This window comes from Eubacterium sp. BIOML-A2 (genome assembly GCF_009680135.1).
Lineage (GTDB): Bacteria > Bacillota > Clostridia > Lachnospirales > Lachnospiraceae > Faecalicatena > Faecalicatena contortus_B.
On sequence record NZ_WKZK01000073.1, the window covers coordinates 1 to 25,602 of the forward strand.

Here is a 25,602-nt window from a genome sequence, read left to right on the forward strand (position 1 = left end):
AGTCATTGTCTGATACTTTATCAGTACATCATGGGTGAACTCTACACCATTATTTCCGAAGGTAAATTTACGCAATCCGTTTTCACTTCATTCGTTGACACCCCTTTCAACAAATGATAGAATCTACATATATTACACATAGGCAGGGGATATGGTATGTCAAATTTTTTACAAGCCTTAAATAATAACTATAATGATTTTACACGCTCTCAAAAAGTAATCGCAGATTATCTATCCAATAACCTAAACTCCATTGCATTCTGTACGTTAGAAGAACTTGCAGACCGTATTGGCGTCAGTACTACGACCGTCATACGTTTTTCAAGAGCGCTTGGATACACTGGTTATTCAGAAATGCAAAAAGATATTCAAAACGGGTTCCAGACAAAAGTCAGCCTTCCAGAACGATTATTACTGCACAAAGACTATCCGTCGAACACGCTATTGGCTGATTCTTTCCAAAACGATATCCATAACATTCAGTCTACACTGGAGGCACAAAATGTAGAAGATCTGCAAAAGGCGATCGATCTGATCTCTACCGCGCCTACGGTGTATGTTTTGGGAATGAGAAGTTCCTTCTCCATATCCTACTACACAGCTTCCCGTTTAAGTGAAATTCGGGAAAACATTCATCTGATTCAATCCGTAGGAATGTTGTATCCGGAAGAAATCGTAAGTGCAAAGCCAGGAGATGTCTGTGTTGCTTATCTGTTTCCCCGATACTCAAAGCTAAGCACCACTGTACTTTCATGGCTGAAAAACGAGGGGGTCACTATCATACTTTTTACCAGTCAAAACTATAGTGCTGTTCAGGGATATGGCGATGTCATCCTGCCTTGTTCCATTTCCAGTCTTTCCTACAAAAATTCTTACGCAGCTCCTTTGAGCCTTTCCAATTATCTCATTGCCGCCATCGCTCAGAAGAACTATGCAGAGTCACAAAGAGTTCTCGAACGGACAGAATCTATTCTAAACCAGGGATTTTACCTGGGGTTATAAAAACGCTGCAGTTCCTGGAATATTTTCAGTCCAAGCACTGCAGCGCCTAAAATAGAATGAATCCCTATTCCAAAACCGGCAACCCGGTCTGAGGTCTCGGATAAAACAGAATCTCGCCTTCCTTCTTCTCTGTAAGCTTGACTGCCTCGTCAACCGCATCTTGGAGCGTCTTACAAGGAGTCATGAACATTTCCCTGATTTCTTCATCAAAAACATTTTTACAGCATACAAAAATATCAACATTTTTCTTCAAAACCTTTGAAAGCAGCAAAACATGATCCATTTGAATTTTATAGTTTTCTTTCGTATAAGAAATTACTTGTTCAAGACTCTCTCCACTTCTAAAAGCTCCCAGCATATCTTCCGAATTCACTCCTTCCGGACATTCGCAGTACAATACCACTTTCGTTTTTTTATCGAGAACTTCTGTAAGAGCTATCAGTGCCTTTACTGCCTGATAAAAATCAATATCCAATGGCTGCCCCGGTGTAGTTACCAAAATGTCCGGAGCCTTCATTTTGACGCCAAGATATTTTTTGATATATTCTATCGCTGCCAAATGGCACCTCGTCATATCCCCTGCAAAAACCGCGGAAAGTTCCAGCCGATTGTTGATAATACAGTTAACTCCGAAGTCAATCCTGAATATTTCCGCACTCTCCACCATGTCCTCATGAACCGGATTTCCTTCCAGCACCCCTATGACTGCATTTTCCGATAGGATCATTTTCGGCCTGTGATTGATCAAGATTGTTTCTTCCCCACTGACGCCCGGTAAAACAGATTTTCGCCCACCTGAAAATCCCGCAAATTCATGGGGTTCTACCTTTCCGATCTGAATATGCAGATCACAATTATATGCTTTCCGGTTAACCCAGACAGGTGTACCATGACTTGTCTCGCCTAAAAAGATCAAATTAGACTTGTCAAAAGGCGTATGATTTTCAATGGATATCCTGCCATAAAGATCTCCAAGAAAACTTTTCATCTCCATTTCCGTTGCTTCCCGATGGACACCAATTGCCACAAAAACGTAAATCTGATTATAAGGAATACCTGCGCTGAGCAGCTCTTCTGCCACATATTTCAGCATTCGCGCGGTGGGAACAGCTCTCGTCGCATCCGATACTAAAATACATGCAGATTTTGCATTTTTTTCAACAACCAGATTTTTTACCGATTTTCCATAAACAGGGCATTTGATCGCCTTCTTTACTGCTTCCTCATCTTGCAGTGCCGGCAGCCTGGGCGTCTCCAATTTGACCGCGTTCCAGCCTGAAGGTACTGTGACCTTCATATCAAGTTCCCGGTCTGTATAAATCCACTGATCCTTTTTTTCTAAATGATACATCTTCCACATTCCTCCATACAAAAACTGGCACAGCGTTTCTCTGCTATCCGCATAAAAACCGCTGTACCAGCAACATAAGAATCCGCTTCTGTTTAATCCAGCTTCATATCACTGCCGCCTGTCAAATCTTCTTCTTTTTTTTCAATTGCGGCATAATTACCTTTGCCGGTCAGATCTACGATCAGATTACGAAGTTCAAAAATCGTTACAAAGACAAAAGATACCGGAATTGATGCATATGCATATCCATATGGCAGACGAAGTGCAGGTGTGGGACGATGTCCGGCTGCAAGTACATATTGTATGCCGACGTAAATGACGATCAGACAGATCACAACTGTAATAATCTGTGTCAGCTTAGTAAGGGCTGCGGACATTTTCTTGGGCATATGCTCTTTAAAAATCACGATCGATACATGCTCTCTTCGAACAGCTAAGATCGCCACACTCATCATCCCGAACCATACAAGCAGGATTTTTAACAGTTCTTCTGACCAGGTCAGAGAATTGTTCAGAACATAACGGAAAATAATATGAGCCATCAATACACCAACCATTGTAAGCAGGACAACACATAAAATCACCTTTATAATTTTATAAAGAACCGTTATTACTTTGTCAAATGCTTCAATCATTTCTAACCCTCTCCCGATTAATAATCGCTAATTTCATTAAGTACCTTCTCAACATCAGCAAGATATGCATCTACCTTATCCTGGCCGATATCCTTTGCAACTGATTTCATTGCCGCTGGCTGTGCAACAGCTTTCATCTCTTCGCGTGCCGCATCATCCAGTTCATTTACTTTCATTCCGAGATTGGTCACTTCATCTAAGATTAGTTCTTCCCTCTCTGCGTTACAGAACCGGCTGTATTCCATACCAAGTACGGCCCCTGTTTTCACGATGCCCTGATATTTTCCAGGCAGGCTTTCAAAAAACTTAAGATTGCAGACTAATGGCATTGCGTCATAGATATGTTTTGTCAGCGATAAATACTTCTGTACCTCGTAAAGTTTCTTATCTGTAACGTTTGCGATCGGGTTCTCCTGAGCATCTACCGTATTTTGAGAGAGTGACATATAAAGTTCAGAAAAAGCTACCGGAGTCGGGTTTGCACCTAGCGCTGCAAAGAATTCCATATGGTTATTATTCTGCATCGTACGAATCTTCAGACTATTCAGATCAGCTATGCCGGTAATCGGAGCCTTGCTGCTCGTCACTTGTCTGAAACCGTTCTCCATAAATGCAAGGCCGATCATGTCACATTCTTTTAAAGAATCCAGCATATCTGTTCCAATGTGGCTGTCTAATACCATCCATGCCTCTTCATATGTATTATATACAAACGGAATATCCATAACTTCAAATTCCGGATCATAGGTCACCACAGGAGCAAAAGATGCAACTGCCATTTCCAAAGAGCCCTGAGCTACCTGCTCCAGAGTTTCTTCCTCTCCTCCCAGCTGACCGCTTGCATAAATATTTACCTCAACATTACCATCTGTCTCTTTTTCAATATATTCCTTCATGACCTCAAGTCCAAGAGTCGCAGGATAGGTTTCTGAGTTCTCACACGCGATACGGATCACGTAATTTCCGGAAACATCCTCCTCTGCAGCCCCTCCGTCCGATGAACCGCCGGAGCTGTTCGTGGTCTTCATCTGGCACCCGGCTGCTGAAACACTGAAACAGAGGACAAGAGCTGCTGCTAAAAATCGTTTTATATTTTTCTTCATAATCTTTCTCTCCTTAATATTCTATTCTTATCCTGTATATCCCATCAGACTCGGCAGCCAAAGTGCCACCTGAGGCACAAACGTGATTAACAGTAATACTCCAATCGTCACTGCCAAAAATGGCAGGGACTCTCTGGCCGTTTCCTCCAATTTTACCCCTGCTACAGGGCTTGTAACGAATAAGGTGATTCCAAATGGCGGAGTCGCAAGTCCCACAACCAGATTGACACAAAATACCACTCCGATATGTAACGGATTGATTCCAAGAGCCCATGCAATCGGTCCAATAATAGGTGCAAGTATGACCGTAGATGCATAATCATCCATGAACATCCCGCAGATCAGCATTACTATATTCACAATCAGCAAGAACACCCACGGCGGAAGAGCTGACATTGGTCCGATCAGCATATCCATCACTCGTTCATTGGCAATTCCCCATGCCATTGCAGTTCCCGCACCTGCCAAGATCAATACCAGGCCGGATGTTGAAGCCGCTTCGATTATCATATCCGGTATATCTTTTAACTTCACACTCTTGTTCACAAAGAAAGCAAGAATAGCACTATAAACAACTGCTACGCCAGATGCCTCAGTGATAGAGAAAATGCCGCTGAATATACCGCCCAGAATAATCACTGGCAGCACCAGTGCCGGAATCGCTGACTTTGTGGCATGCATCTTCTCCGACAAGGTCGTCTTACCATAAGACGCATAATCCCTTTTCTTGGCAACACGGTGCGCCACCATACATTGCAGCAGAGCAATCAGTATGGCTGGTGTTACGGCGGCCATAAAAATACCAGTAATGGAAGTCTTTCCCACTGCCGTACAGTAAAGGATCATCAAAACACTTGGTGGCATAATTGGTCCGAGCAAGGAAGCTGAAGACATGACAGCTGCTGAAAACGGTGCTGAATACCCCTCTTTTTTCATCATTGGAATCAAAAATGCTCCCAGAGATGCCGCCGATGCCACTGCAAGCCCCACGATCGATCCCATCAACAGAGATGCCCCGATCGTAACGATCGCAATCGCCCCTTTAAACCGTCCGAACCATGCATTTACAAACTTAATCAGCCGCTCCAGCAATCCGCCCCTGAGCATGAGCTGTCCTGTTAATACAAAAAACGGAACCGCCAAAAAGGAAAAGCTGTTCATTCCTCCATACATTTTGATTGCCATCTGGATTGGATCAAATCCCGCGACCATTGTATAAACGAGTGTCGTGACGATCAGATTATATGCGATGGGCAGGCCAATTACCATTAGCAGTAAAAAGCATATGATCATAATAAGTAAAGATAAAGACACTTTTCATTACTCCCTTCGCACATTATTTTTGATACGGATCATCCCATAACGTTAATTTCGTTCCGATACCTTCCTTTAATGCGGTCTGGTATAGATCATACCCCAGACCTACATCAAATGTAGCCATACCACAAGCAACAAATGTAATTCTTTCTTTCTCATCCGTTCTGCCTGGCTTGCTTCCCATGATCACTTCTCCGATACTGGCAGACTCCTCCAGAGACGGCATCTTGCCGTCATCAATCAAAGTATAAATAGGACCTCCAATCACCCCTTTATAATAACCTGCTTTATCCCCGGATTCGATTGCTTCCTGCACGTAAGCCTCATGAAGTCTTACATTATCATAGATCAGTTTTGTATTGATCCAATAAGAATCATCTGTCTGCATTGGTCCTGTGATCAGCAAAGTAACGCCATCTTTCATCCACTCGTCTTTCACATATAATGGTTTTAGTCTTGAGGCAGCGACTGTGATCACATCTGCATCTTTCAATGCTGCTTCCAGATCCAGTTCCACAACACCGTCAACTCCCAGCTCTTCCTTCTCCCACTCCAGGAACTTCTGTGCTGCAGCTTCAAAAATGTCAAAACACACAACTTTCTTAACATTGGGCAGCTGTGTTAAGATCGAACGTAAGCATGAGCGATTGATCTGACCACATCCAAGTACTGTTATCACTTCTGAATCTTTCCTCGCCAGATGCCTTGCAGCTACACCAGGAACAGCTCCCGTTCTGGCGGCACTCAAGAGATTGGCTGACATAAAAGAAAGCGGTTCGCCTGTATCCTTATCATTAAGGGTTACAGTCAAAACAGATCTCGGCAGTCCCTTCTTTGGATTCTCGGCATTCGATCCATACCACTTATTTCCGCATACATCAAAACGTCCGCCCAAATAAGCAGGCATTGCTACAAATCTTCTGTCCGGCCCCGCAACCGGCATATTCGGAAATGGAGTTTCTTTTGGAAATACAATACCCAATCCGTGACTGTTATGATTACTGCCTCCCATCAAATAATCCCCTTGGCTTAATAAAGTAAAGACCTCCTCTGCATTGTCGATACATTTTTCCGCATCAAGAACCCCTGCCGCAATAGTGTCGCTTTCTGATAAATATAGAAATTCTGTTTTGTGTGACATGTTTTTTCTCCTTCCATACTAAAACAATTTGTCTTTCATTTCGTTCCCTTAAAATGTTTTATTTAATACATCCATTTTATATTGATATATTGCATATGTCAATCGAATTATCTTATTTTTTGTTCACTTTTCCATTTTTACCAAATTATACGCTCATTTTTTATGCATTAACACCAATATGATTTTATTTTTCAGAATTAACATTGACATATTTGATATATCGCAATATACTTTAAGTATAATTTAATACATTCCTTCATTTTTATCCTGTTTTTTGTTTTATTTAATATTTTAACCAGCTAGTTGTTAGATTTAAAGGAGATTCTATCTATGAAAAAAATCAAGAATTACGACAAACTGATTGACCACGGAGATGTGGAGTCGAGGAAGGTAGTCCTCGAAATCACAGATAAGACATTACAGCGTCTCGATGCGTATTACCGCATAAAAAGTATTATGAAACTCAACGGCGATATATTGCATATCGGTTCCAAATCATGGGACTTATCTAAAAAGAAACATATTTATCTGCTCGGAGCAGGGAAAGCCTGCAATCATATGGCAATGGCTGTAGATGAAGTTCTTGGTGATAAATTGACCAAAGGGATCGCAATTGTAAAAGTTGCGGAAGAAACAGACCATTTTCAAAACACAGATGTATATGTAGGCGGCCATCCATTGCCAAATCAAGCCGGCTACAAAGCCTGCCTAAAAATCCTAGATCTGGTAGATCATGCCGGACCGGATGACTTATTTATCGTTGTGATCAGCGGCGGCAGTTCTGCTCTTATGAGCTGTCCTATCGAAGGAATCACTTTGGAAGATGAAATCAAAACTACAGACGTCATGCTGAAATCCGGTGCGGGAATCTATGAGATCAATGCCATCCGGCGTCATATTTCCGCCATGAACGGCGGGATGCTCGCAAAACGGATCCAGTCTGTCGGGGCAGAATTGATTGGATTTGGTATCAGCGATGCTGTGGGCAATCCAGCAACCGGTGATATCGGCGTGCCCTACGAAAAGTATGCAAGTACTCCAATGGGACCTGACAAGACCACTTTAGAAGATGCCAGGAGAGTCATACGGGACTACAACGTTGCCGAACGTCTTCCTAAAAATGTCGTAGATTATCTCATGAACGTCGGACCAGAAGGAGAAACACCAAAGGCTTTTCCGGACAACACCTATTTTCTGCTGAACACACTGCCTGATTCCTGCATTTATGCAAAGGAGATCGCAGAAGAGATGGGGATACCAGCTATCATACTTTCTTCCTTTTTAGAAGGGGAAAGTAAAGACGCCGGTTCCTTCTTCGCTTCCATCGCCAGAGAAGCACAGGCATATGGTAATCCAATCAAACCGCCTTGTGTCATTTTAAGTTCCGGCGAAACTACAACACAAATTCTGGACAACAGTACAATCACCGGACATGGCGGTCCGGGACAGGAACTGACTTTAAGTTTTTCTATTCTTGCAGCAAAGACAAAAGGGGCCTGCATGCTGTCCATTGATTCCGAAGGAACAGACGGAACTACTCCTGTAGCCGGAGGTATTTGTGACTCCAGAAGCTATCAGCAGGCGCTTGATAAAGACGTCGATGTATTCGCCGCCCTTCGGGGCCATGCCTGCTATGAGGCATTAGAAGCAATAGGAGATACTGTATTTACCGGCAATACAGGAACAAATCTCTGTGACTTTAACGTACTATATATTCCGAAAGTTGAGGGTTAAGGCTATGAATTCAAATATTAAATCAATCCATGCCCGGCAAATTGTAGATTGTAAATGCAGACCTATGGTAGAAGTGGATGTCGTAACTGAGGACGGATGTCTCGGCAGAGGGTGCGCCCCCACCGGTTCTTCGGTAGGCATGTCTGAATCCTATGTTCTGCGGGATAACAATCCCGACGAATACCATGGTTTGAGTGTACATAAAGCGGTTGACAATGTGAACAATCTGATTGCGCCTGCATTATGCGGTATGGATGTCACCAGGCAAAAAGAAATCGATCAGATCATGATCGATCTGGACGGCACACCAGAAAAAAAGAGTCTGGGCGGAAACGCAATTTACTCCACTTCCATCGCAGTATTTCGTGCTGCTGCCGAGGCATCCCGCCAGACATTATATCAGTATATCGCCGGTGATACCATCCAAACAGTCCCGGTTCCAAGTTTTAATGTAATAAATGGCGGTCATTACGCAGACTTAACACAGCCATTCAATGAGTTTATCATCATGCCATACGGTGCATCGGATATTTACGAAGCAGTTGAAATGGGCATCAATACATTCCAAGAGCTGGAAAAAGTAATTGAAAGGTATTTGGGACATAAACCAGTGGTTGCACCTTCCTATGGATATGCATCACCGTCTGCCGATCCGGAAGTGAATTTGAATCTGATCTCTGAAGCAGTAGAAAAATGCGGTTACACAGGAAAAATCGGTTTTGCCTTCGATTGTGCCTCCAGTGAAATGTACGACCGGAAGAACAATACATACCTTTTAAAGGGAGAGCGCGTGACTGCCGAAACCCTGATCGATTATGTGAAGATGCTGACTCAGAAATTCAATTTTGTATTTATCGAAGATCTGCTGGACGAAGAAGATTGGGAGTCTTATCCAAAAGCACATAAGGAAATTACCAGAACGAATATCATCGGAGATGATTTTATTGTAACAAACTTAGATCGTTTGAAAAGAGCTTATGAACTGAATGCTCTGGACGGTTTTATCCTAAAACCAAATCAGGTCGGCACCATCACAGAGGCTATGAATGCCTATAACTTTGCAAAGGAACATGGTCTGCTTGCAATTCCTTCCGGAAGAGCCGGAGGCGTTATTGGAGATGTAGTGATGGATTTCGCCGTAGGACTTCAGGTTGGCTTCATCAAAAACGGAGCTCCCCGCTCCGGTGAACGGATCGATAAGCTGAACTTTCTAATGCGTGCATGTGATTTAAACCCCGGATGCCAGCTTGCAGACATCTCGTCCCTGCTGAAATTTTAAAGCAAACAGAAAGGAGATAATTAAAATGGAAGCAAAATATAACCCCTACGAAAACATGCTCTCTGTTGTAAGCAATGCAGCCGAAATACTCGGCTATACACCCAGCGACTATGAGGCTGTGAAATACCCGGAACGAGAACTGAAGGTTGCCGTACCGGTCCGGATGGACGATGGCAGCGTAAAAGTCTTTGAGGGGTTCCGCGTCCAGCACTCAACATCACGCGGCCCTGCAAAAGGCGGCATCCGCTATCACCAGAATGTTGACCTCGACGAAGTCAAGGCACTGGCAGCCTGGATGACCTTCAAGTGTGCCGTTGTTAATATCCCTTATGGCGGCGGAAAAGGGGGTATTATCTGCGATCCCACAAAGCTCTCGGAAACCGAGCTTCGAAGCCTGACAAGACGCTTCACAGCCATGATTGCCCCCATCATAGGGCCAGACCAGGATATTCCCGCACCTGATGTCGGCACAAATGCGAATGTCATGGGCTGGATCATGGATACGTACAGCATGCTGAAAGGCCACTGCGTCCCCGGTGTTGTCACCGGTAAACCAATTGAACTCGGCGGAGCACTGGGAAGAAACGAGGCAACAGGGCGCGGCGTCATGATTACAACCCTGAACATTCTAAAGGCTCTGGGGATGAATCCGGAAAATACAAAAGCCGCCATTCAAGGCATGGGAAATGTAGGCAGTGTGTCCGCAAAGCTCCTCTCTGAAAAAGGCTTAAAAATCGTCGCTGTCAGCGACGTATCCTGCGCCCTGTACAACCCGGACGGACTGGATATTCCTTCCATCCTGGAGTACCTTTCCCAGAAGCGTGGCAACCTTCTGGAAGGATATCACGACGGAAACGCCATCCATCTTTCCAACGCAGAATTACTGGAACTCGATGTAGACGTACTGATCCCTGCCGCACTGGAAAACCAGATCAACACTTCCAACGCCGATAAGATACAGGCCCGGGTTATCGTAGAAGCCGCCAACGGCCCCACAACCATTGACGCCGATGAGATACTCGATAAAAAAGGAATCGCCGTTGTTCCCGATATTCTCTCCAATGCAGGCGGCGTTGTCGTCTCTTACTTCGAGTGGGTCCAGAATATCCAGTCCATTTCATGGAGCGAGGAGCATGTAAACGAGCAGCTGAAGCAGATTATGGATCAGGCATTCCAGTCCGTATGGGATATCGCCAGGGAAAAGAAAGTCTCCCTGCGTACAGGGGCATATCTGATCTCGGTTAAGCGCGTCATTGACGCCAAAAATATGCGGGGAATCTGGCCTTAGAACATGGGAGGGGGGGCGCGAAATAAAGGAATTGCCGCAGGCCGCCCAAATGCACATATGCCGTTGAGAAATGCGGACACGAACCTAAGAAATTCTAGGAAGCCAACAGCCAAAAAAGCAGGGCACAGGCGGCACATCACGAGAAGTCCGATGATTTCTCGCGCTGGGCCGCCTGATTTTGTGATTCGGTGATCACAAAATCTCCCTGCTTTTTCGGCCGCCGGCTTCCAAGAATTTCTAAGGCCCGCTTTAGCATTTCTCAACGGCATATGTGCATTTGGGCGGCCTGCGGCAATCCCTTCATTTCGCTAGGCGCATCCAATCGGCAGTTAAGCTCGTCGACCAGAAGCGGTTCCGTAAGGGGGACAGCGTATTGATTCGTCTGGTGGAACAGAAAGGCTCCATTAATTGAAGGTAAGAGTATAAACTTACAGAAACGGGAATAGTTGCACTGAAAGCACATGAAAGTTCTCCTTGGCATAGTTCACATTTAATGTTCAATATTTTCGCACCACCTGAACAGAAAACGCACAGTGTACCGGAGCAATCCAATACCGCCAAACGAATCAATACGCTGCCCCCGATTTGGAGTCACTCCCAGTTGACGATCTTTACTACCGATTGGATGTGCCCAGCGATATGAAGGGATAGCCGCAAGCCGCCCAAATGCACATATGCCGTTGCGGAATGCTAAAGCGGACCTTAGAAATTCTTGGAAGCCGGCAGCCGTGAAAGCGGAGAGATTTTGTGATCACCGAATCACAAAATCGGCTGACCCAGCGCGAAAAATCATCAGATTTTTCGTGATGTGTCATGCCCGTGCTCCACTTTCACGGCTGCCGGCTTCCTAGAATTTCTTAGGTTCGTGTCCGCATTCCGCAACGGCATATGTGCACTTGGGCGGCTTGCGGCTATCCCTTCATATCGCGCCCCCCAACCATCGCCCCCCCTAAAGCCCGTCAACTAATCTCCAGTTTTTTCTTGACACATCTCTTTTGTTGATCTACAATGGGTAAGGATAATTAAATAAAACATTTCGGTAGGTGAGGCGACCACAGGGATTTGGATTTTCCTGAGATTGCTGCCGCGAGATTGTGGAGACACAACGAGCTGGTTAGCAGGCTATGTCGTGAAGGCATAACCTAATGCAATTGATATGCCCTGTGATGCTAAAGCTTGAACGGTGGATTTTTATATACGGGTATGCTATGCTTCCGTCACTGTTCAGGCAGTGACGGTTTTTTTTCATTATAGAAAGGTGGTGAGGTTATGGACGCTGGTGCCAGTTATCATTCGTGTAAGAAACTAGAATTGAATACAGATTGGAGATGTTATTATGATGGACAAAGTTATATTTGTAGAACTCCTTACGCAGCACCACTACAAAGCTGTAAGGAGCATTTTGGATGTCATGAACGAAGTGGACATAGCCTCCCTTCTTTCGGACTTAGACGACAGGGAACTGGCCCTTGCTTTCCGCCTGATTCCCAAGGATAAAGCGGCAGAAGTATTTGCCAATATGAACAATTCCATGCAGACTTATCTGGTGGAAATGTTTACAGAAAAAGAATTAAAAGAGCTGTTAGATGACTTATATATGGATGATACCGTGGATCTGCTGGAGGAACTTCCGGCTAATCTCGTCACTAGGATTCTGGATACAGTAAGCCAGTCAGAGAGAAACATGATCAATCTTCTCCTGAATTATCCGGATGACAGCGCAGGAAGCATCATGACGACGGAATATGTGGGTCTGCGCCAGTCAATGACTGTGGAGGAATCCATGGCCCATATTAAAAGAACAGGAATTCACAAAGAGACGATCTACACCTGTTATGTAACTGATAAGAGAAAACTGATCGGCATTGTGACAGCCAAGGAACTGATGACCTCGGATGACAACCTGCTGATCCGGGATTTGATGGAAACAGAAATCATCTCTGTCTCCACACACACCGACAAGGAGGAAGTGGCTCAGCTCTTCCGCAGATATGACCTGCTCGCTCTCCCGGTACTGGATGCCGAGGGACTGATGGTGGGAATCGTCACGTTCGACGATGCAATGGATGTCATGGTGGAGGAGGCTACCGAGGATATCACAAAGATGGCCGCCATGAGCCCAAGCGAACAGTCCTACTTCGAGACCTCCGTGTTCAGCCACGCAAAACACCGTATCGCATGGCTTCTGATCCTGATGTTCTCTGCGACAATCACGGGGACTATTATTACAAAGTATGAGGATGCGTTTGCTGCTATCCCTCTGCTCGTTTCTTTTATACCTATGCTGATGGATACCGGCGGAAACTGCGGATCCCAGAGTGCTACGCTGATTATTCGGGGAATTGCGCTGAATGAGATTCAGTTCCGGGATATTTTCAAAGTAATATTCAAAGAATTCAGGGTATCCCTCATCGTCGGGGTTGCACTGGCAGTGGCCAACGGAATTCGGATCCTGATTATGTACCATGATTCGATGCTGGCTCTGGTTATCGGGTGTTCCCTTGTTATCACGATCATCCTGTCCAAGCTGATCGGGTGTATCCTGCCGCTGCTGGCCAGAAAGGTGAACCTGGATCCGGCGATTATGGCTTCACCGCTTATTACTACTATGGTAGACACCTGCTCTATACTGGTATACTTCAGTATTGCAACCAGGGTATTTAACTTATGACATTGCTTTTTTCTAAACCAAAGGGTATGAATTACAATGTACCTTTCGGATAAATTAGTGATGATACTCTATAAGAGGCGGTTAAATTAACGTGTTTTTGACATATATCGAAAGATATATAGCATTTATGTAACAGTTCAGACTTATCTGAACTGTTACACCTTTCTGTCTAAACAATCATTTTGCAATAATCCAGAGCTTGATCCGGGGTTATTAAAAAGCGTTTTACCAGCTTTGTTCTTATCTTCTCTTCACTGAAGCCTTCTTCACGATAATCGGCGATAAACGCTTCAATTCCCTGTTCTAATCCTTTCTTTACTCCATCCTGATATAAGTCATCCAATGCTTTGCACATATCTATCCCTCCTGTTTTTACTTTCTTCTCCTTTAAACCGAGCTCTGATCCAAGCATAACCCGCAGCGCATTATAAGACTCCTCGTCTATACTGCTAAAGTATTCTTGATTTTTTTCCACATAGCCCAATAACTCTTCCTTGCTTTTTCTACATTTTAGCATTCCGAAAACAATCTGTAAATCAGTCTGAAAACACATTAACTCATCCAACTTTCTTGGATCAATCAGATTGATTTTGTAATTGGGCACATACTTTTTCAGCAACTTATAATCCTCTCTGTCAATCCCCAGCAAACCGTGTAATTCCTGCTTTCCATCCCATTCCTTTTCTCCATAATAAAAAATAATTGTTATAATCGGAAACAGCTGATCGGTCTGGTTCAACCCTGAGAGAAATTCAGCAGGACTTCCGTAAGTCCTGTCTTTCTTTCTGTTTTTTCTTATCTCGCTTACCTGATCCGCATAGCTCAGAGCATCATATAACATTCCACGCACAGGCATTCTCCTGAAAAAATCTGTTTCCCCTGGAGCAAAAAACCATTTACCAAATCAGCAAAACGGGCTTTGTCGGAAAGCCATCGTTTCATGTATACATCATTTTTTCCCATATTCTATTTTCTCCTGGTATGATTTATATGTAAAAAATAACCTTGACTTTCATATTTACACAGTCAATACGCATCACCCTTTTCTGCTTTTATATACTTTTATTTCTTTTTCAAACATTGAATTACCGGACGAATTTGTCCAAAAGAATGAAATCCTTATGATTAGATAGAAAGAATGTTTGAAATGCACCCGGATATTTCCCATCCGGGTGCATTTAATTTAGCATAATCTTCCTGCGAATTCAAGAAAAATTCTATTAAATTTGTTTACTAGACCTTGCTGCGATACCTGCACCTATTTAAAACCTGCATCCGGACTGCAGAATGATATTTGAATAAGGTGTCGCTTCCCCTGTACGGATCACCGCCCTGCATGTCTTAAGCCGAAGTTTTAATTCTTCATGTGAAATATATTCCACCTTGCACGGCTCCGGCAGATTTCCACAAAGTTCAAGGATCTGTTCCAGAACCATCGGATTGTCAGTCCTGATCTCCTCAGCCAGAACAATTTTCTCGATTTTCATATCAGCCGAGACTGTCTCCAGCACGTCCATAAAGGAGGGCATCCCCTCTCTTAAAGCCAGGTCAATCCTTTCTGTCTCTTCTGGCACAGGCAGCCCACAGTCTCCAATTGCTATGGTATCTGTATGCCCCATATACGAGAGTACTCTTGAGATATCGCTATTTAGAATTCCTGATTTTTTCATACTTCCTGATCCTCCTTTTATCCTATACCCGAAGGGCACCCCGTAACTCATGCCCTGCGGGCGGGTCTGCGGCATAGCAGCAGAATAAGGTATACCTTATTCTGCTGCTCCAATCATTGCATAAATATTCTCCTGAGGAATTGACGAAATCAAAGTGTTACATGTTGACAAAATATATCCCCCATCCGCTCCTGCTTTTTTGATGGTTTTTTTCACGGAAGCCCTGACTTCATCCGGTGATGCATGGCACATTATGTAGTCTAAATCAATATTCCCCCACAGACACAGTCTGTTACCGTATTTCTTTTTTACCTCGCCGATATCCATCCCAGCAGATGGCTGAAGGGACTGTATCCCATCAAATCCCGCTTCTGTTACTTTTTCTAAAACAGCATTTACATTTCCGTCACTATGCAGAAATACAGGGACATTTTTATAGGCTTTTATCTCTTTTACAGCCTGATCCCAAAATGGAAAAACATTCTGCTCCATAATATGGGGCGGGAGAAATACACCGGTATTAAAGGCCACATCGTCCCCGATTACGATCCCGTCGGCCCCGTTGTCAAGAAAGATCTTGGCTTTCTCAATCTCATATTCCATCACTTTTACCGCAATCTTATGCATATCGTCTGTATTGGTCAGACTGTAAACCATAAAATCTTCCATACTAAACATTTCATCAAGCTGTGTGACAGGTCCGCCAATCTGAGCAAACACAAAAAAGTCCGTCTCCTGTGCAAAACGCTTTACAATCTCCCCCGTTACTTTTGAACTATCGGGCTTTTTGTATGCCTCTGCATTTTCTATTTCTTCTACAGCCGCTCTGACAAGCCGCCGGCTTCCTGATCCCATCTCGTAAATCTGGCCGTAAACAGTCTGTATCAGATGCTTCCCATTTTGTCCTGGCGAAAGCTCCCACTCCGGCCATTCGCCTACATTAACCAGATCCATCCGCAAAAGTTCACGAATCGCCTTCTCCCGCTCAAAACACTCATAGGTCAGCGGATATTCCCTGCCCAGAAGCCGGTTTGCAAGTTCCGCGTCAATATGCAGTTCGCCTTTTGGAACCCGATCAGTTTTTTGATGCCGGATTGCCGCTGATACTCTCTCTTTTTTTGTCATACTGACGCCTTTCTTTTAATATCCTCTCTGGTTATCATATGGATACGCACTTTGCCCCGCCGCAATGCAGCATTGCAGCAATATATCTTTTCGCAGCATGTGCATCCCCCCTGAGGGGTTTGTGATATAGGAAATTTGTCTGGAAGTTGCTATATTACGAAAACGCCTCCCTGGCCAGTTCTATAAACTTTACAAGATGCCTGTTTGTATGTCCGCATGTCCGTATATCTTTTAAGATCACCTCCATATAACAGTCCTTTGTCTTTATAGCAACTTCTTTCAGATACTTCCGTATTTCATTTTCGTCAAATCCCGTGCATATTTTGGACGGATCCGGCTTCCACGAAAAGATTGCTTTTTGGCCTATCTGTTCTGCAGCTTCATCTATATCCGACCATGGACTGACGCTCAGACGTCTTATGTTTGTGATATGTCTGTATATAGCCTCATACTTGTGGTCGAGAGGCTCACAACAGCCATAGCATCCCCTTCCAAATAAATTCAGCCCAATCTTCTGGTTGGCAATTGCGAATTTTTCAAACATCTCCGGGGAAACATTACTGAATTCCTGGGCATCTGCAAATCCCCACATATCCTTCAGCTTAACGTCTTCAGGCTCTTTCCAGGGAGCATTCGTGTAGCCTAAACTCCCGGAACCCGTATAGATATTAATCCGGTTATCAAATAAAAGCCGCTTTTCTTCCAGACGTTTCAAAAGCCTTGCCTTACTCTCTCCCATATGTCTGAACACGCTGTTCAGAAGTTCAGGCTCATCATACAGATCATACATCAGATTTTCCAGGCCTCTTAAATGTACCATTTCTATCAGATGGCTCTGTACAAGAACACTGTAGGGAAGCTGAAACTCAAAATCCAGAATCCCCTCCAGTACGTCTCCGGCTTTCTCCTGCATCGCATTCTTTGTCTCTATATCAGGCAGGAAATCCACTTCATGATTCAGAAGGGTTTCATAGTCTTTTTCTGTTTTCAGGAAATTATCAAGGTGGTATGCATTCGTTCCAATCTCCGGTTTTACTATGGAAATCCCCCATGCCGTCTCCTGCCTGGCATTACCATAGAGATACCCGGTGTAAGTGCCCGGATAAGAAAAATAGAGACGCTTTTCAAACACAAAATCATCTTTCAGGTATTGGGCCTGGTAAAGGTACTTTTTGATTTTATTCTCCATATCCCTCAGAAGGGGATCTTCACACTGCAGAGAAGACTCCGGGACAAGTTCCAGCCACCCGCCGTCATCATCCGGGCAGACCCAGATTAATGGCTGCTGAGGGGATCTCAGATCGTTATGATCTGCCCAGCGTTTCCGCTTACTGATGTTCTCTTGTGTATCAGGCAGTTCTGCAAGCTTTTTGGCAAGTTCTCTGATATAGGCTGCCTGACTGCTGTAATCCTGCATACTCCTGCCTCCTATTCTCCCACCTGCGGCATGCGGTTTATGTGAATATCTGTAAAAATGTCAGCCTCGTCTACGCTTCTGGTCGAAAATTCCGAGACAATACATCCTTCTTCTCCTGCCTGGAACCAGTGCAGGGTATCTTCCACAAGTGTGTATTGTTCTCCCGGATGCAGACAGATCTCATGAAAAACAGTAAAGTATTCTTCCATATCTTTTGGAATCTTCCCGGCAATCCCTTCTTTTTGTCCGCTGTCTGCAAATCCGCCTACATACAGGAAGACCGTTCCCCTGCGGCAGCGGAATGTCTCTTCCTTCCCTTTCAATCCGTCAATTTCCGGATGTCTGTGCTCCGGACAGATCTGGTAAGGCATCAGAACCAGTTCCTTTGCACAGCACCTCTGCGTATTTACATATGTAATAACCTGCAGCCCGATTTCATTAAGCCGATTCAACCCAAAATCTGCAACTTCAACCTGATTCTTTTCTTCTTCAGTAAGGGCAATGCCTGCCTTATCGAGTGCAGAAAGCGTATTCACCTTGTATTCTTCATACTGTTCTCTCGCTATCATAGATACCTCCTTTATTTTCCTCTCATCAAATAGAGTTTCTCCCACAAAACCCGTGCCTTCGGCGGCCGCATCGCAGCAGCAGCCTCTTACGCCGCAGTGCGCCCCCCCGTCAGAAAGACTTTAAATTAATAAAAAATATGTTTAGCTGCATCGGAAAAATAGCGCAGGTTTTGAGGCGGCACTTCAAAAAAATGATCACAGGCAGACAGAATGTATCCTCCGTCCAGACCAAAACTTTCATAGAGCCGTCTTACCTCTGTTTCGATCTCTTTTTTTGTGCCCGTCTCCAGAATATGGAATTGGTCCATTCCCCCGATCAGCCCCACAAACGGATGAAGTGCATTGTAAACTTTCTGCTCATCCGCCCTGTTACCGATGTCCCCGCCAACTGCCACAGGAGAAAGTGTCTCCGATACGCTGCAGTGATTTTTTGCTATCAAATCCGCAATCCGTGTCATCCCCCCGCATGTGTGATAGACGGAACGAAACCCGTGCTTTTTCAGGGCATCATGCATTTTTATATCGTAAGGAAGACAGAATTCTTCGTGGATATCGGGTGAGATCACGGTGTTGCTGGAAGCTCCGCCTCCGGTCTCCACAAGGTCGAAGGGCATCCCCGGCAGATTTTCCTCAATATAAGCCAGCTTTTGCTCCAACAAAATCTGAAGCAGCTCGTGTACCCACTCCGGATCGTCATAGGTCATCAGTATCAGGTTCTCGACACCATACAATTCACAGGCGTCCTGCCAGCAACCGCCCTGTTTTCCCCATATGAAGGTTCTTAATATACCATCCTCTCCCAATGCATCATAAGTCTGCACAGCTAGTTTTCGATCCAGTTTTGGAACAGGCCGGTATTTCCTGAGAAGATGGATATCCTCCTCCTTTTTTATCAAATGTTCCATCACCCAGCTGGTCATGGGACTGATGCCTTCTGAGGTCGTCAGTATTCCATCCGGCGTCTCAATCGTGTAGTGCTTCACATAAAAGCCTTCCCTCTGCTCCCGTGTACTGCTTACTTTCCACGTATCGCTTTCTTCGCCTGACACAGAAAATACATTGATCGAAGCATCCAGACCACACGCTTTATTTGCCTCAATATCACTCATTCCGTTCATATATGTTTTTAAATGATACGGCTGCCATTGATGAACCGTCACCGGCAGTCTGTCAGGGATCCCACCCTCAATTGCACAGAGCATTCTTTCTTTTGATGTCATCTTTCTGTTACTGTTCAGACCGTGCCGTGCACCTCGCTGCACGGCATCGGAGCCGCTGAAGTGATGGTCTCGGAGCATCTGCCCCTCGCCGTAGGCGACTTTAAATGGGCAGATGCCGTTACTGTGTACGCCCGCAGGGTGTGAACAGTAACATCTTTCATCCTCCACATACATTTTAACAGCTTCCGTTTCAATGACAGCTTCCTTTCTTGCAAAAACAGGCATATAATCCAGGGGACACGTGAAAGAATACCATTTTCCACCCGTATAGGTCCGTTTATCCCCCAGCATCTCCACCCAGGCTCCTTCAGGCAGATATACCTGCCTGACAGCATCTCTGCCGCCGAAAACAGGGGCCACAAGGATATCTTTTCCGAAGAAATACTGGTCATACATCCCTCTTACATTTCTGTCTTCGGGATATTCCAGTACCATGGGGCGGATAAACGGAAGTCCGCTTCCTGCACACTCGGATGCGGTTTTCCAGATATACGGCATCAGCCGGTAACGCAGACTGATAAATTGTCTGAGAATGTCAGTCGTCTCCTCATCGTAAGCCCATGGCTGCCTTGTGGTTGTACCATGCAGGCGGCTGTGCGATGTAAACAGACCGAACTGCGACCAGCGGATAAAGATTTCTTTTGTTACGTCACCATAAAACCCTCCCATGTCGTGGCTCCAGAAGAGGACACCTGACATCGCCATAGAAAGGCCTGCACGCAGTGTTGCGGCCATCCCTTCGTAGCTGGAATGAGGATCTCCGGACCAGCAGACCGGAAACTGCTGCATACCTGCACAGCCGCTTCTGGCCCAGACAAGAGCATTTCCCGCTCCCTTGCATTCCTGTGAAACCTCAAATACCGCCTGATTATAAAGCCTGGAATATACATTCCTCAGTTCTTTTCCTGTCATCCCGTTAGAAAACAGAGCATCATAAGGAATGTCTTCGCCAAAATCAGTCTTCAGGACATCCACACCTTCCTTTAGCACAGTTTTCAACTTTGCCTTAAACCATGCAGACGCATCCTTATTGGTAAAATCCAGAAGGACGCAGGGCGACAACAGTCCGTGCCATAAGTCCGCCTCATAAGGTTCTCCTTCTTTGTTCTTTGCAAAGTAACCCTTTTCCTTTCCTTCCTGATACATTTCCGTGGTAATTGTCACATAGGGATTGATCCACAGGCTGATTTTGTAGCCATTTTCCTTCAGTCCGGCTATCATAGCGCTTCGGTTCGGATACTGCGCTTCATCCCACACAAAATCACACCATTTATCTTCTCTGAGCCAGTAACAGTCAAAATGCATGACATCACACGGAATCTTTTCCAACCGGAAACGCTTTGCGTCCTCCTCCACATTTTTTTCGGAATTCCCTTTAAAGCCCGTTGAGTACCACAGCCCAAAGGACCATTTCGGAGGCAGTACAGCCGGCCCGGTCAAATTTACAAAGGCAGAAAGTATCTCCTTCGGGGACGGTCTGACAATCAGATAGTATTCAAGCGAGCTGTCCGGAATATGAGCACTGAGTGTAGCCGCTGATTCACTCCCGATATGAAAATCAAAGATTCCGTGATGATGCACAAAAAGTCCATAGCCATAGCTACTCATATAGAATGGAATGTTCTTATATGCCGTTTCATCCCTGCATCCCAGGGTGTCAAAATTCCGCATGGACACTGTCTGCCCCCGCTTATCGAACTGTGTAAAATGCTCGCCCAGTCCATAGATACTTTCATCATAATGAAGCAAAAACCCCAGATTCATCCCCTTTAATTCGTCTCCGTCCATGCTGTACCCTGCCGGTGGTATCTGGTTATATCCGTCCCCCACAGAATCCACATCGTTTTGGCTCTCCCGGCAGGCAATCCTTCCGTCTGCATGGCAGATCCGGAAGCTAAAAGGGGATTTTTTTATTTCTATCCGGTATTCTTCCGTAGTGATGCAGTACATTTCCTCTGTCTCTGCTGTTTTTACAGATGCCTCCTGCAGAAATTCTCTTCTGACCACCGGATACTTCACCGGTGTGAATTCTCCCCTGGCAATCCTTACCCGTATGATACCTGACTGAAATGCACAAAGGCAGAGGTTGATTGATTCCCCGAAATTATCCAGCGCTTTGATTCTGAAGTTTCCGCCTTCCGTCTCCACCCCCTTCAGAACCGCCGGAAAATGATGCTGATATTCTTTGTATCTTTTTTCCATATCTATTCCTTTCCGTGTTTCTCTACATATTTTATAATCTCTTTTGCGGACTCCATCTCCTCCGTCTCTGTATGAATATACAATCCCTTCCCGGAAAGATGTTCAAGCAGGATTGGGACATCAGACGGAGGCGCCATGATAATCAGGGCTTTCCCCGCCTCCTGCATGCGCTTCAGAATATGCAGGTAATGGGAGGCCGGGGGCTGTCCTGCGACATGAGTCCATTGAATTGCTTTCAATTTTTCCAGGCCCAGTATGTAATCCAGATGCTGTTCCTGTTCAACACCGTCAAAATGGTACACGGGGTATTCCAGCCATTCCATCTGTTGTTCCAGTTCATCCACCACGAATTCTCCGTACATCTCTTTCGAGAACATCACCGACATATCGCACTGCATATGCGCCAGTCTCCCCGGAGCAAGAAGATGCATCCAGGCATGTGCCCCGCCTCCATTGAGCTGCTCGGTTATCCCATAAAACATTTCATTCGTTTTTATCCATCCTTCATTCAGAATCCGGACTGCTTTCTTTACTTCTTCCGGCTGGGAGAGCATATCCATCAGAACGTTTTCCGTTCCGTAGAGGTGCCCCAGTGCATCCAGTGTTCCGCTGCTGTCCGGCATTCCTATAAAGTAGCTGTCTTTGGCGTGTTCCGTCAGACAGCGGGTGATTTCAAGATGTTGTTTCAGGCGTATTTCCGTATAACTGCCCTCTGCTTCAGATAAATCCTCCCACACCGGGTCAAACCAGATCGTGTCGTTCCCATAAGCAGGGACAGCCCCGTAATAATTACAGTGCCCGCTGGTTCCGTAATTCTGAAAGATAATGGGGAGAGTTTCGCCCCCTAAGAACGTATTTTCAAGCCTTTCCATGTTATTTCGGTATATTGTCTCCGGATCTTCCCAGTATTTCCGAAGCTCTTCGGGCTTTCCTGTAAGATCTTGGGAATTATGGAACATGGAAATATTTTTCCCCTTTTCTTTCGGGGCTGTCACTGATATCAGTACCCTGTCTATCATCTCTCTGTCCCAGAATGCATACAGTCTTTTTCTTACTATATCAATATCCTCTTTGAATCTCATTTCCGCCTCCTAAGGTTTTGTATCGATATATAACGTTATAATCTGTCCGGGTTTGATATCAAATCTTATTTCTCCGTTTCGCACTTCCAGTTTTTTCTGCTTTTCCTCCGCAAGGTTCGCCATGTATACCTTATCCATTCCGGGCAGCACCGGCAAAACCACTTCCTGCCTGTTGTCCAGAATGCTGTAGATCCTCAGGATAACTCCATCCTGCCTTTCCGAGATCTTCAGGGCTGAAAGCTGAACGCCTTTTGGCAGCTTATTCATAAAACTGCCCGTATGTTCTTCAGCCAGGAGACTCCTGCACCCGCTTTTTAAAGACTGCGTATAGACAGGGCAGCGGAATCTCTCTATCACATCAAAGGCTTCGGCCGTGCGGTTTGGATGATATACTACACAAAAATCAAAGCTGTGGTTCCCGATACACTGCGCTTCCTCCGTCTCAATTGTCCAGCCTCCGTTTCCATGCCGTGTCAGCAAATCCGTTCTGGAAAGCCACCCCACACACCGGAGAAGTGTCAAGTTTACGGCTGTTCCCGCTTCTGTCTGTACTGCTTCATATTCCGGGAGCCCTGTTGTTCCCACACTCATCGCCTCACAACTGTCATGAACTCCAACGTAACCGTGATTAGGATGTGTGGACTGTGGATATTCCATCCATTTTTCCGGAACTTCTACTTCAACGGGACGCTCTGTTATATCAAAAATCTGGTAAGACTCACTGGTTTCCGTCCGTATTCCTGACGGAAACTGTACCTGGAGCCTGTGATCCCTTGCATTATTTTCAAAGTCCAGATGACAGTCAATCCGATTTATCCCGCTGTATAAGGTGATTTTCATGACGAAAGGACATTTGGTCATCGTCTTTTTCCTTGACTCGCGGTCTTCACTGAGTGCTTCCGGAAGTATCATATTTCCGCGGAGTATCAGGCTCTGGCAGATACCCGCCTGAATTTCTTTTTCAACCTCCAGTGCAGAACCGTCTATTGTACATTCGCGATCCTCTTCCGGCCATGAATATGTATATTCATCACCGGCATCCCCCTTATCGATCATTCTGGCAAATCCTTCGTGTTCCGTCTGTGTCCTTTTATCCAGCAGGAGCAGCCCTTTTTCCCCTGCACTCAGACGGTAGAACTCATTCTCTATGGCACTGCCCTCTGTCCTGACCGCCCAAACAGACGGTTCATCAAAAGGCGCTGCCGTCAGCTGGTGGCAGCCATATGTAAAGCCGGGAAGCATCACACCCACGCGGAGCTTATTTACCTTATAAATCTCCGGCATGGTATGATCCTGGTACAAGGTATTGTAATCCTTCTTTGCCTCCAGAATAACATGTGGTATCTTCCTTCCCGCCTCATCCGTAATTCTGATTCCCGCCGGGATCTCCGGATGGCAGATACGATTCTCACAATCTACAATCACAGACTTCGTATAGTCAACAGACTGTACAAGCGTCTCATCCAAACAGATCTCCAGTTCCGTATAGGCCGGCTGTTCTTTGACGCACGGTTCAAACAGAGAGATTTCTGCTGCCCTCGTGCCTGTCTGCTGTCCCTTCATTTCATTTCTCACTACAGTGTCGTGCATCAGCGTATCTTCCAGCTGTTCTACACAGGCGTAGCGTGTCATCATCTCCCGGTGCACCTCATCAATACTGCATCCGCAGATGCTGTCATGGGGATGGTTCTCCAGAATCTTCTTCCAGATATAGTCCAAATACCCGCAGCTGTCGAATTCCCGTCCGCTCAGTTTTTCAAGCGCAAGCAGAGGTTCCAGATAGCGTTCCGCTTTATTCTGTACAATATCATTTCTCTGCTTCAAATACATTCTGCTTGACAGTGTGCCTCCGAGCAGCATTGAGCGCTCGCCCGAACGAATCTCACCGCGGAAGGCTGTCAGTTCAAAGGGGTCAGACCCCTTTGTACGTTTCTCTAACTGTTCCCGAAGTTCTTTCAGGTAATTTTCCATAGTGGACAGTTCGATGCAACACTCCGGTATCTGCTCGTTCAGCTGTCTGACTACCTCACAGATATCTTTCTGCCCTATGATATGATCCGAGCCGTTCATCAGAAGAACCACATCTGTTGTTGATTTTGCCCCCAGGCTTTCAAGGAGTTCTTTCACCCTTGGCACGGTAATATCCATATCACTGCTCAGGTTCCCGCTGTTGCCATAGCCATGGGGCATATGGACACAAAGGACACTCGAGTCCGGAAAAGGAGATTCCCAGTAAAATTCCGTCTTATCCATTTCACTGGAAGCGCCCCGCCAGAATACCACTGTATGCATCCCCAGCCCCTCTGCTATCTGAGGCATCTGTGCCGGATGCCCGAAGGAGTCCGGCAGGTAGGCCGTCGCCATTTTATGCCCTGCTTCCGCCGTTACCTGGGCGCCTTTCAGATAATTCCTTATATGAGACTCCCCGCTGATTAACAGTTCATCCGGCAGAACATACCATGGTCCACAGATAATTTTTCCCGTCTTCAGCGCGTTGAAAAGACGCTCTCTGCAATACGGTTTTATCTCCAGATAATCTTCGATCGCTATTGTCTGCCCGTCCAGCATAAATGAAACATATTCCGGAACCTCTTCAACCAGATCCAGAAGCCCGTCTATGAGCCTGACCAGTTTTGTCCTGAATTGTTCCCGTGTCAGATACCATTCCCTGTCCCAATGGGTATGGCAAATCATGTGTGCCTTTAATTTCTTCATAGTTGTTTAGTAAATACACATTTCGCAATGTATAATCCTTTCCAGAACCGTACGTGCGGCTTTCCCGCATACGGCTCTTCA

19 protein-coding genes and 1 riboswitch are annotated in these 25,602 nt (G+C 45.3%); of the genes, 5 read left to right on the top strand and 14 right to left on the bottom strand.

Annotated elements, in window-relative coordinates:
• Positions 1-156 precede the first annotated feature (156 nt).
• Positions 157-1,002, top strand: coding sequence for a MurR/RpiR family transcriptional regulator (locus GKG43_RS20290; RefSeq protein ID WP_050641348.1), 846 nt, complete (start codon positions 157-159; stop codon positions 1,000-1,002).
• Positions 1,003-1,066: 64 nt separating this feature from the next.
• Here the strand turns inward: GKG43_RS20290 and larA are convergent, their stop codons facing one another.
• The 5 genes from larA to GKG43_RS20315 form a co-directional block, all read right to left on the bottom strand.
• Positions 1,067-2,353: a nickel-dependent lactate racemase gene (larA, locus tag GKG43_RS20295; RefSeq protein WP_055152481.1), complete on the bottom strand. Its 1,287-nt coding sequence runs from the start codon at positions 2,351-2,353 to the stop codon at positions 1,067-1,069.
• Between the two features lie 92 nt (positions 2,354-2,445).
• The gene (locus tag GKG43_RS20300; protein WP_055152483.1) at positions 2,446-2,988 is read right to left on the bottom strand and encodes a TRAP transporter small permease; all 543 of its coding nucleotides are present in this window, start codon (positions 2,986-2,988) and stop codon (positions 2,446-2,448) included.
• A gap of 17 nt (positions 2,989-3,005) precedes the next feature.
• Complete coding sequence (locus GKG43_RS20305; protein ID WP_050641351.1) at positions 3,006-4,091, bottom strand: DctP family TRAP transporter solute-binding subunit; 1,086 nt, start codon at positions 4,089-4,091, stop codon at positions 3,006-3,008.
• Positions 4,092-4,118: 27 nt separating this feature from the next.
• The gene (locus GKG43_RS20310) at positions 4,119-5,405 is read right to left on the bottom strand and encodes a TRAP transporter large permease (RefSeq protein WP_070102362.1); all 1,287 of its coding nucleotides are present in this window, start codon (positions 5,403-5,405) and stop codon (positions 4,119-4,121) included.
• A 22-nt stretch (positions 5,406-5,427) separates the two neighbouring features.
• Entirely contained in the window at positions 5,428-6,549 is a 1,122-nt protein-coding gene (locus GKG43_RS20315) for a tyramine oxidase subunit B (RefSeq protein ID WP_050641352.1), read from the bottom strand.
• A 330-nt stretch (positions 6,550-6,879) separates the two neighbouring features.
• On the opposite strand from GKG43_RS20315, the gene GKG43_RS20320 reads away from it, so the two are divergent.
• The 4 genes from GKG43_RS20320 (at position 6,880) to mgtE (ending at position 13,521) form a co-directional block, all read left to right on the top strand.
• On the top strand, positions 6,880-8,283 hold the full coding sequence (locus GKG43_RS20320) for a DUF4147 domain-containing protein (RefSeq protein WP_055152484.1): 1,404 nt from the start codon (positions 6,880-6,882) through the stop codon (positions 8,281-8,283).
• 4 nt (positions 8,284-8,287) lie between these two features.
• A complete protein-coding gene (locus GKG43_RS20325; protein ID WP_050641354.1) occupies positions 8,288-9,562 on the top strand; it encodes an enolase C-terminal domain-like protein in 1,275 nt (424 codons plus the stop codon).
• 25 nt (positions 9,563-9,587) lie between these two features.
• The gene (locus GKG43_RS20330) at positions 9,588-10,850 is read left to right on the top strand and encodes a Glu/Leu/Phe/Val dehydrogenase (RefSeq protein WP_050641355.1); all 1,263 of its coding nucleotides are present in this window, start codon (positions 9,588-9,590) and stop codon (positions 10,848-10,850) included.
• A gap of 1,028 nt (positions 10,851-11,878) precedes the next feature.
• Positions 11,879-12,046, top strand: a riboswitch (M-box (ykoK) riboswitch).
• 143 nt (positions 12,047-12,189) lie between these two features.
• The gene (mgtE, locus tag GKG43_RS20335; protein ID WP_050642709.1) at positions 12,190-13,521 is read left to right on the top strand and encodes a magnesium transporter; all 1,332 of its coding nucleotides are present in this window, start codon (positions 12,190-12,192) and stop codon (positions 13,519-13,521) included.
• Positions 13,522-13,690: 169 nt separating this feature from the next.
• On the opposite strand, the gene GKG43_RS20340 is transcribed toward mgtE, so the two are convergent.
• The 9 genes from GKG43_RS20340 to GKG43_RS20375 form a co-directional block, all read right to left on the bottom strand.
• On the bottom strand, positions 13,691-14,371 hold the full coding sequence (locus GKG43_RS20340; RefSeq protein ID WP_330377567.1) for a hypothetical protein: 681 nt from the start codon (positions 14,369-14,371) through the stop codon (positions 13,691-13,693).
• Entirely contained in the window at positions 14,344-14,484 is a 141-nt protein-coding gene (locus GKG43_RS23455; protein ID WP_242857559.1) for a hypothetical protein, read from the bottom strand. The genes GKG43_RS20340 and GKG43_RS23455 overlap by 28 nt, the downstream gene beginning before the upstream one ends.
• A gap of 299 nt (positions 14,485-14,783) precedes the next feature.
• Positions 14,784-15,191: a D-ribose pyranase gene (gene rbsD, locus GKG43_RS20345; RefSeq protein WP_050641357.1), complete on the bottom strand. Its 408-nt coding sequence runs from the start codon at positions 15,189-15,191 to the stop codon at positions 14,784-14,786.
• Between the two features lie 96 nt (positions 15,192-15,287).
• Positions 15,288-16,316, bottom strand: a complete 1,029-nt coding sequence (locus GKG43_RS20350) for a uroporphyrinogen decarboxylase family protein (protein ID WP_055152488.1) — start codon at positions 16,314-16,316, stop codon at positions 15,288-15,290.
• Positions 16,317-16,470: 154 nt separating this feature from the next.
• The gene (locus GKG43_RS20355; RefSeq protein ID WP_055152490.1) at positions 16,471-17,733 is read right to left on the bottom strand and encodes a hypothetical protein; all 1,263 of its coding nucleotides are present in this window, start codon (positions 17,731-17,733) and stop codon (positions 16,471-16,473) included.
• An 11-nt stretch (positions 17,734-17,744) separates the two neighbouring features.
• Entirely contained in the window at positions 17,745-18,302 is a 558-nt protein-coding gene (locus GKG43_RS20360; protein WP_087148804.1) for a D-lyxose/D-mannose family sugar isomerase, read from the bottom strand.
• 125 nt (positions 18,303-18,427) lie between these two features.
• Positions 18,428-21,724: an alpha-xylosidase gene (gene yicI, locus GKG43_RS20365; RefSeq protein WP_055152492.1), complete on the bottom strand. Its 3,297-nt coding sequence runs from the start codon at positions 21,722-21,724 to the stop codon at positions 18,428-18,430.
• A 2-nt stretch (positions 21,725-21,726) separates the two neighbouring features.
• Positions 21,727-22,806: a trimethylamine corrinoid protein 2 gene (locus tag GKG43_RS20370; protein WP_050641362.1), complete on the bottom strand. Its 1,080-nt coding sequence runs from the start codon at positions 22,804-22,806 to the stop codon at positions 21,727-21,729.
• A gap of 9 nt (positions 22,807-22,815) precedes the next feature.
• Complete coding sequence (locus GKG43_RS20375) at positions 22,816-25,521, bottom strand: glycosyl hydrolase-related protein (protein ID WP_055152494.1); 2,706 nt, start codon at positions 25,519-25,521, stop codon at positions 22,816-22,818.
• Positions 25,522-25,602 lie beyond the last annotated feature (81 nt).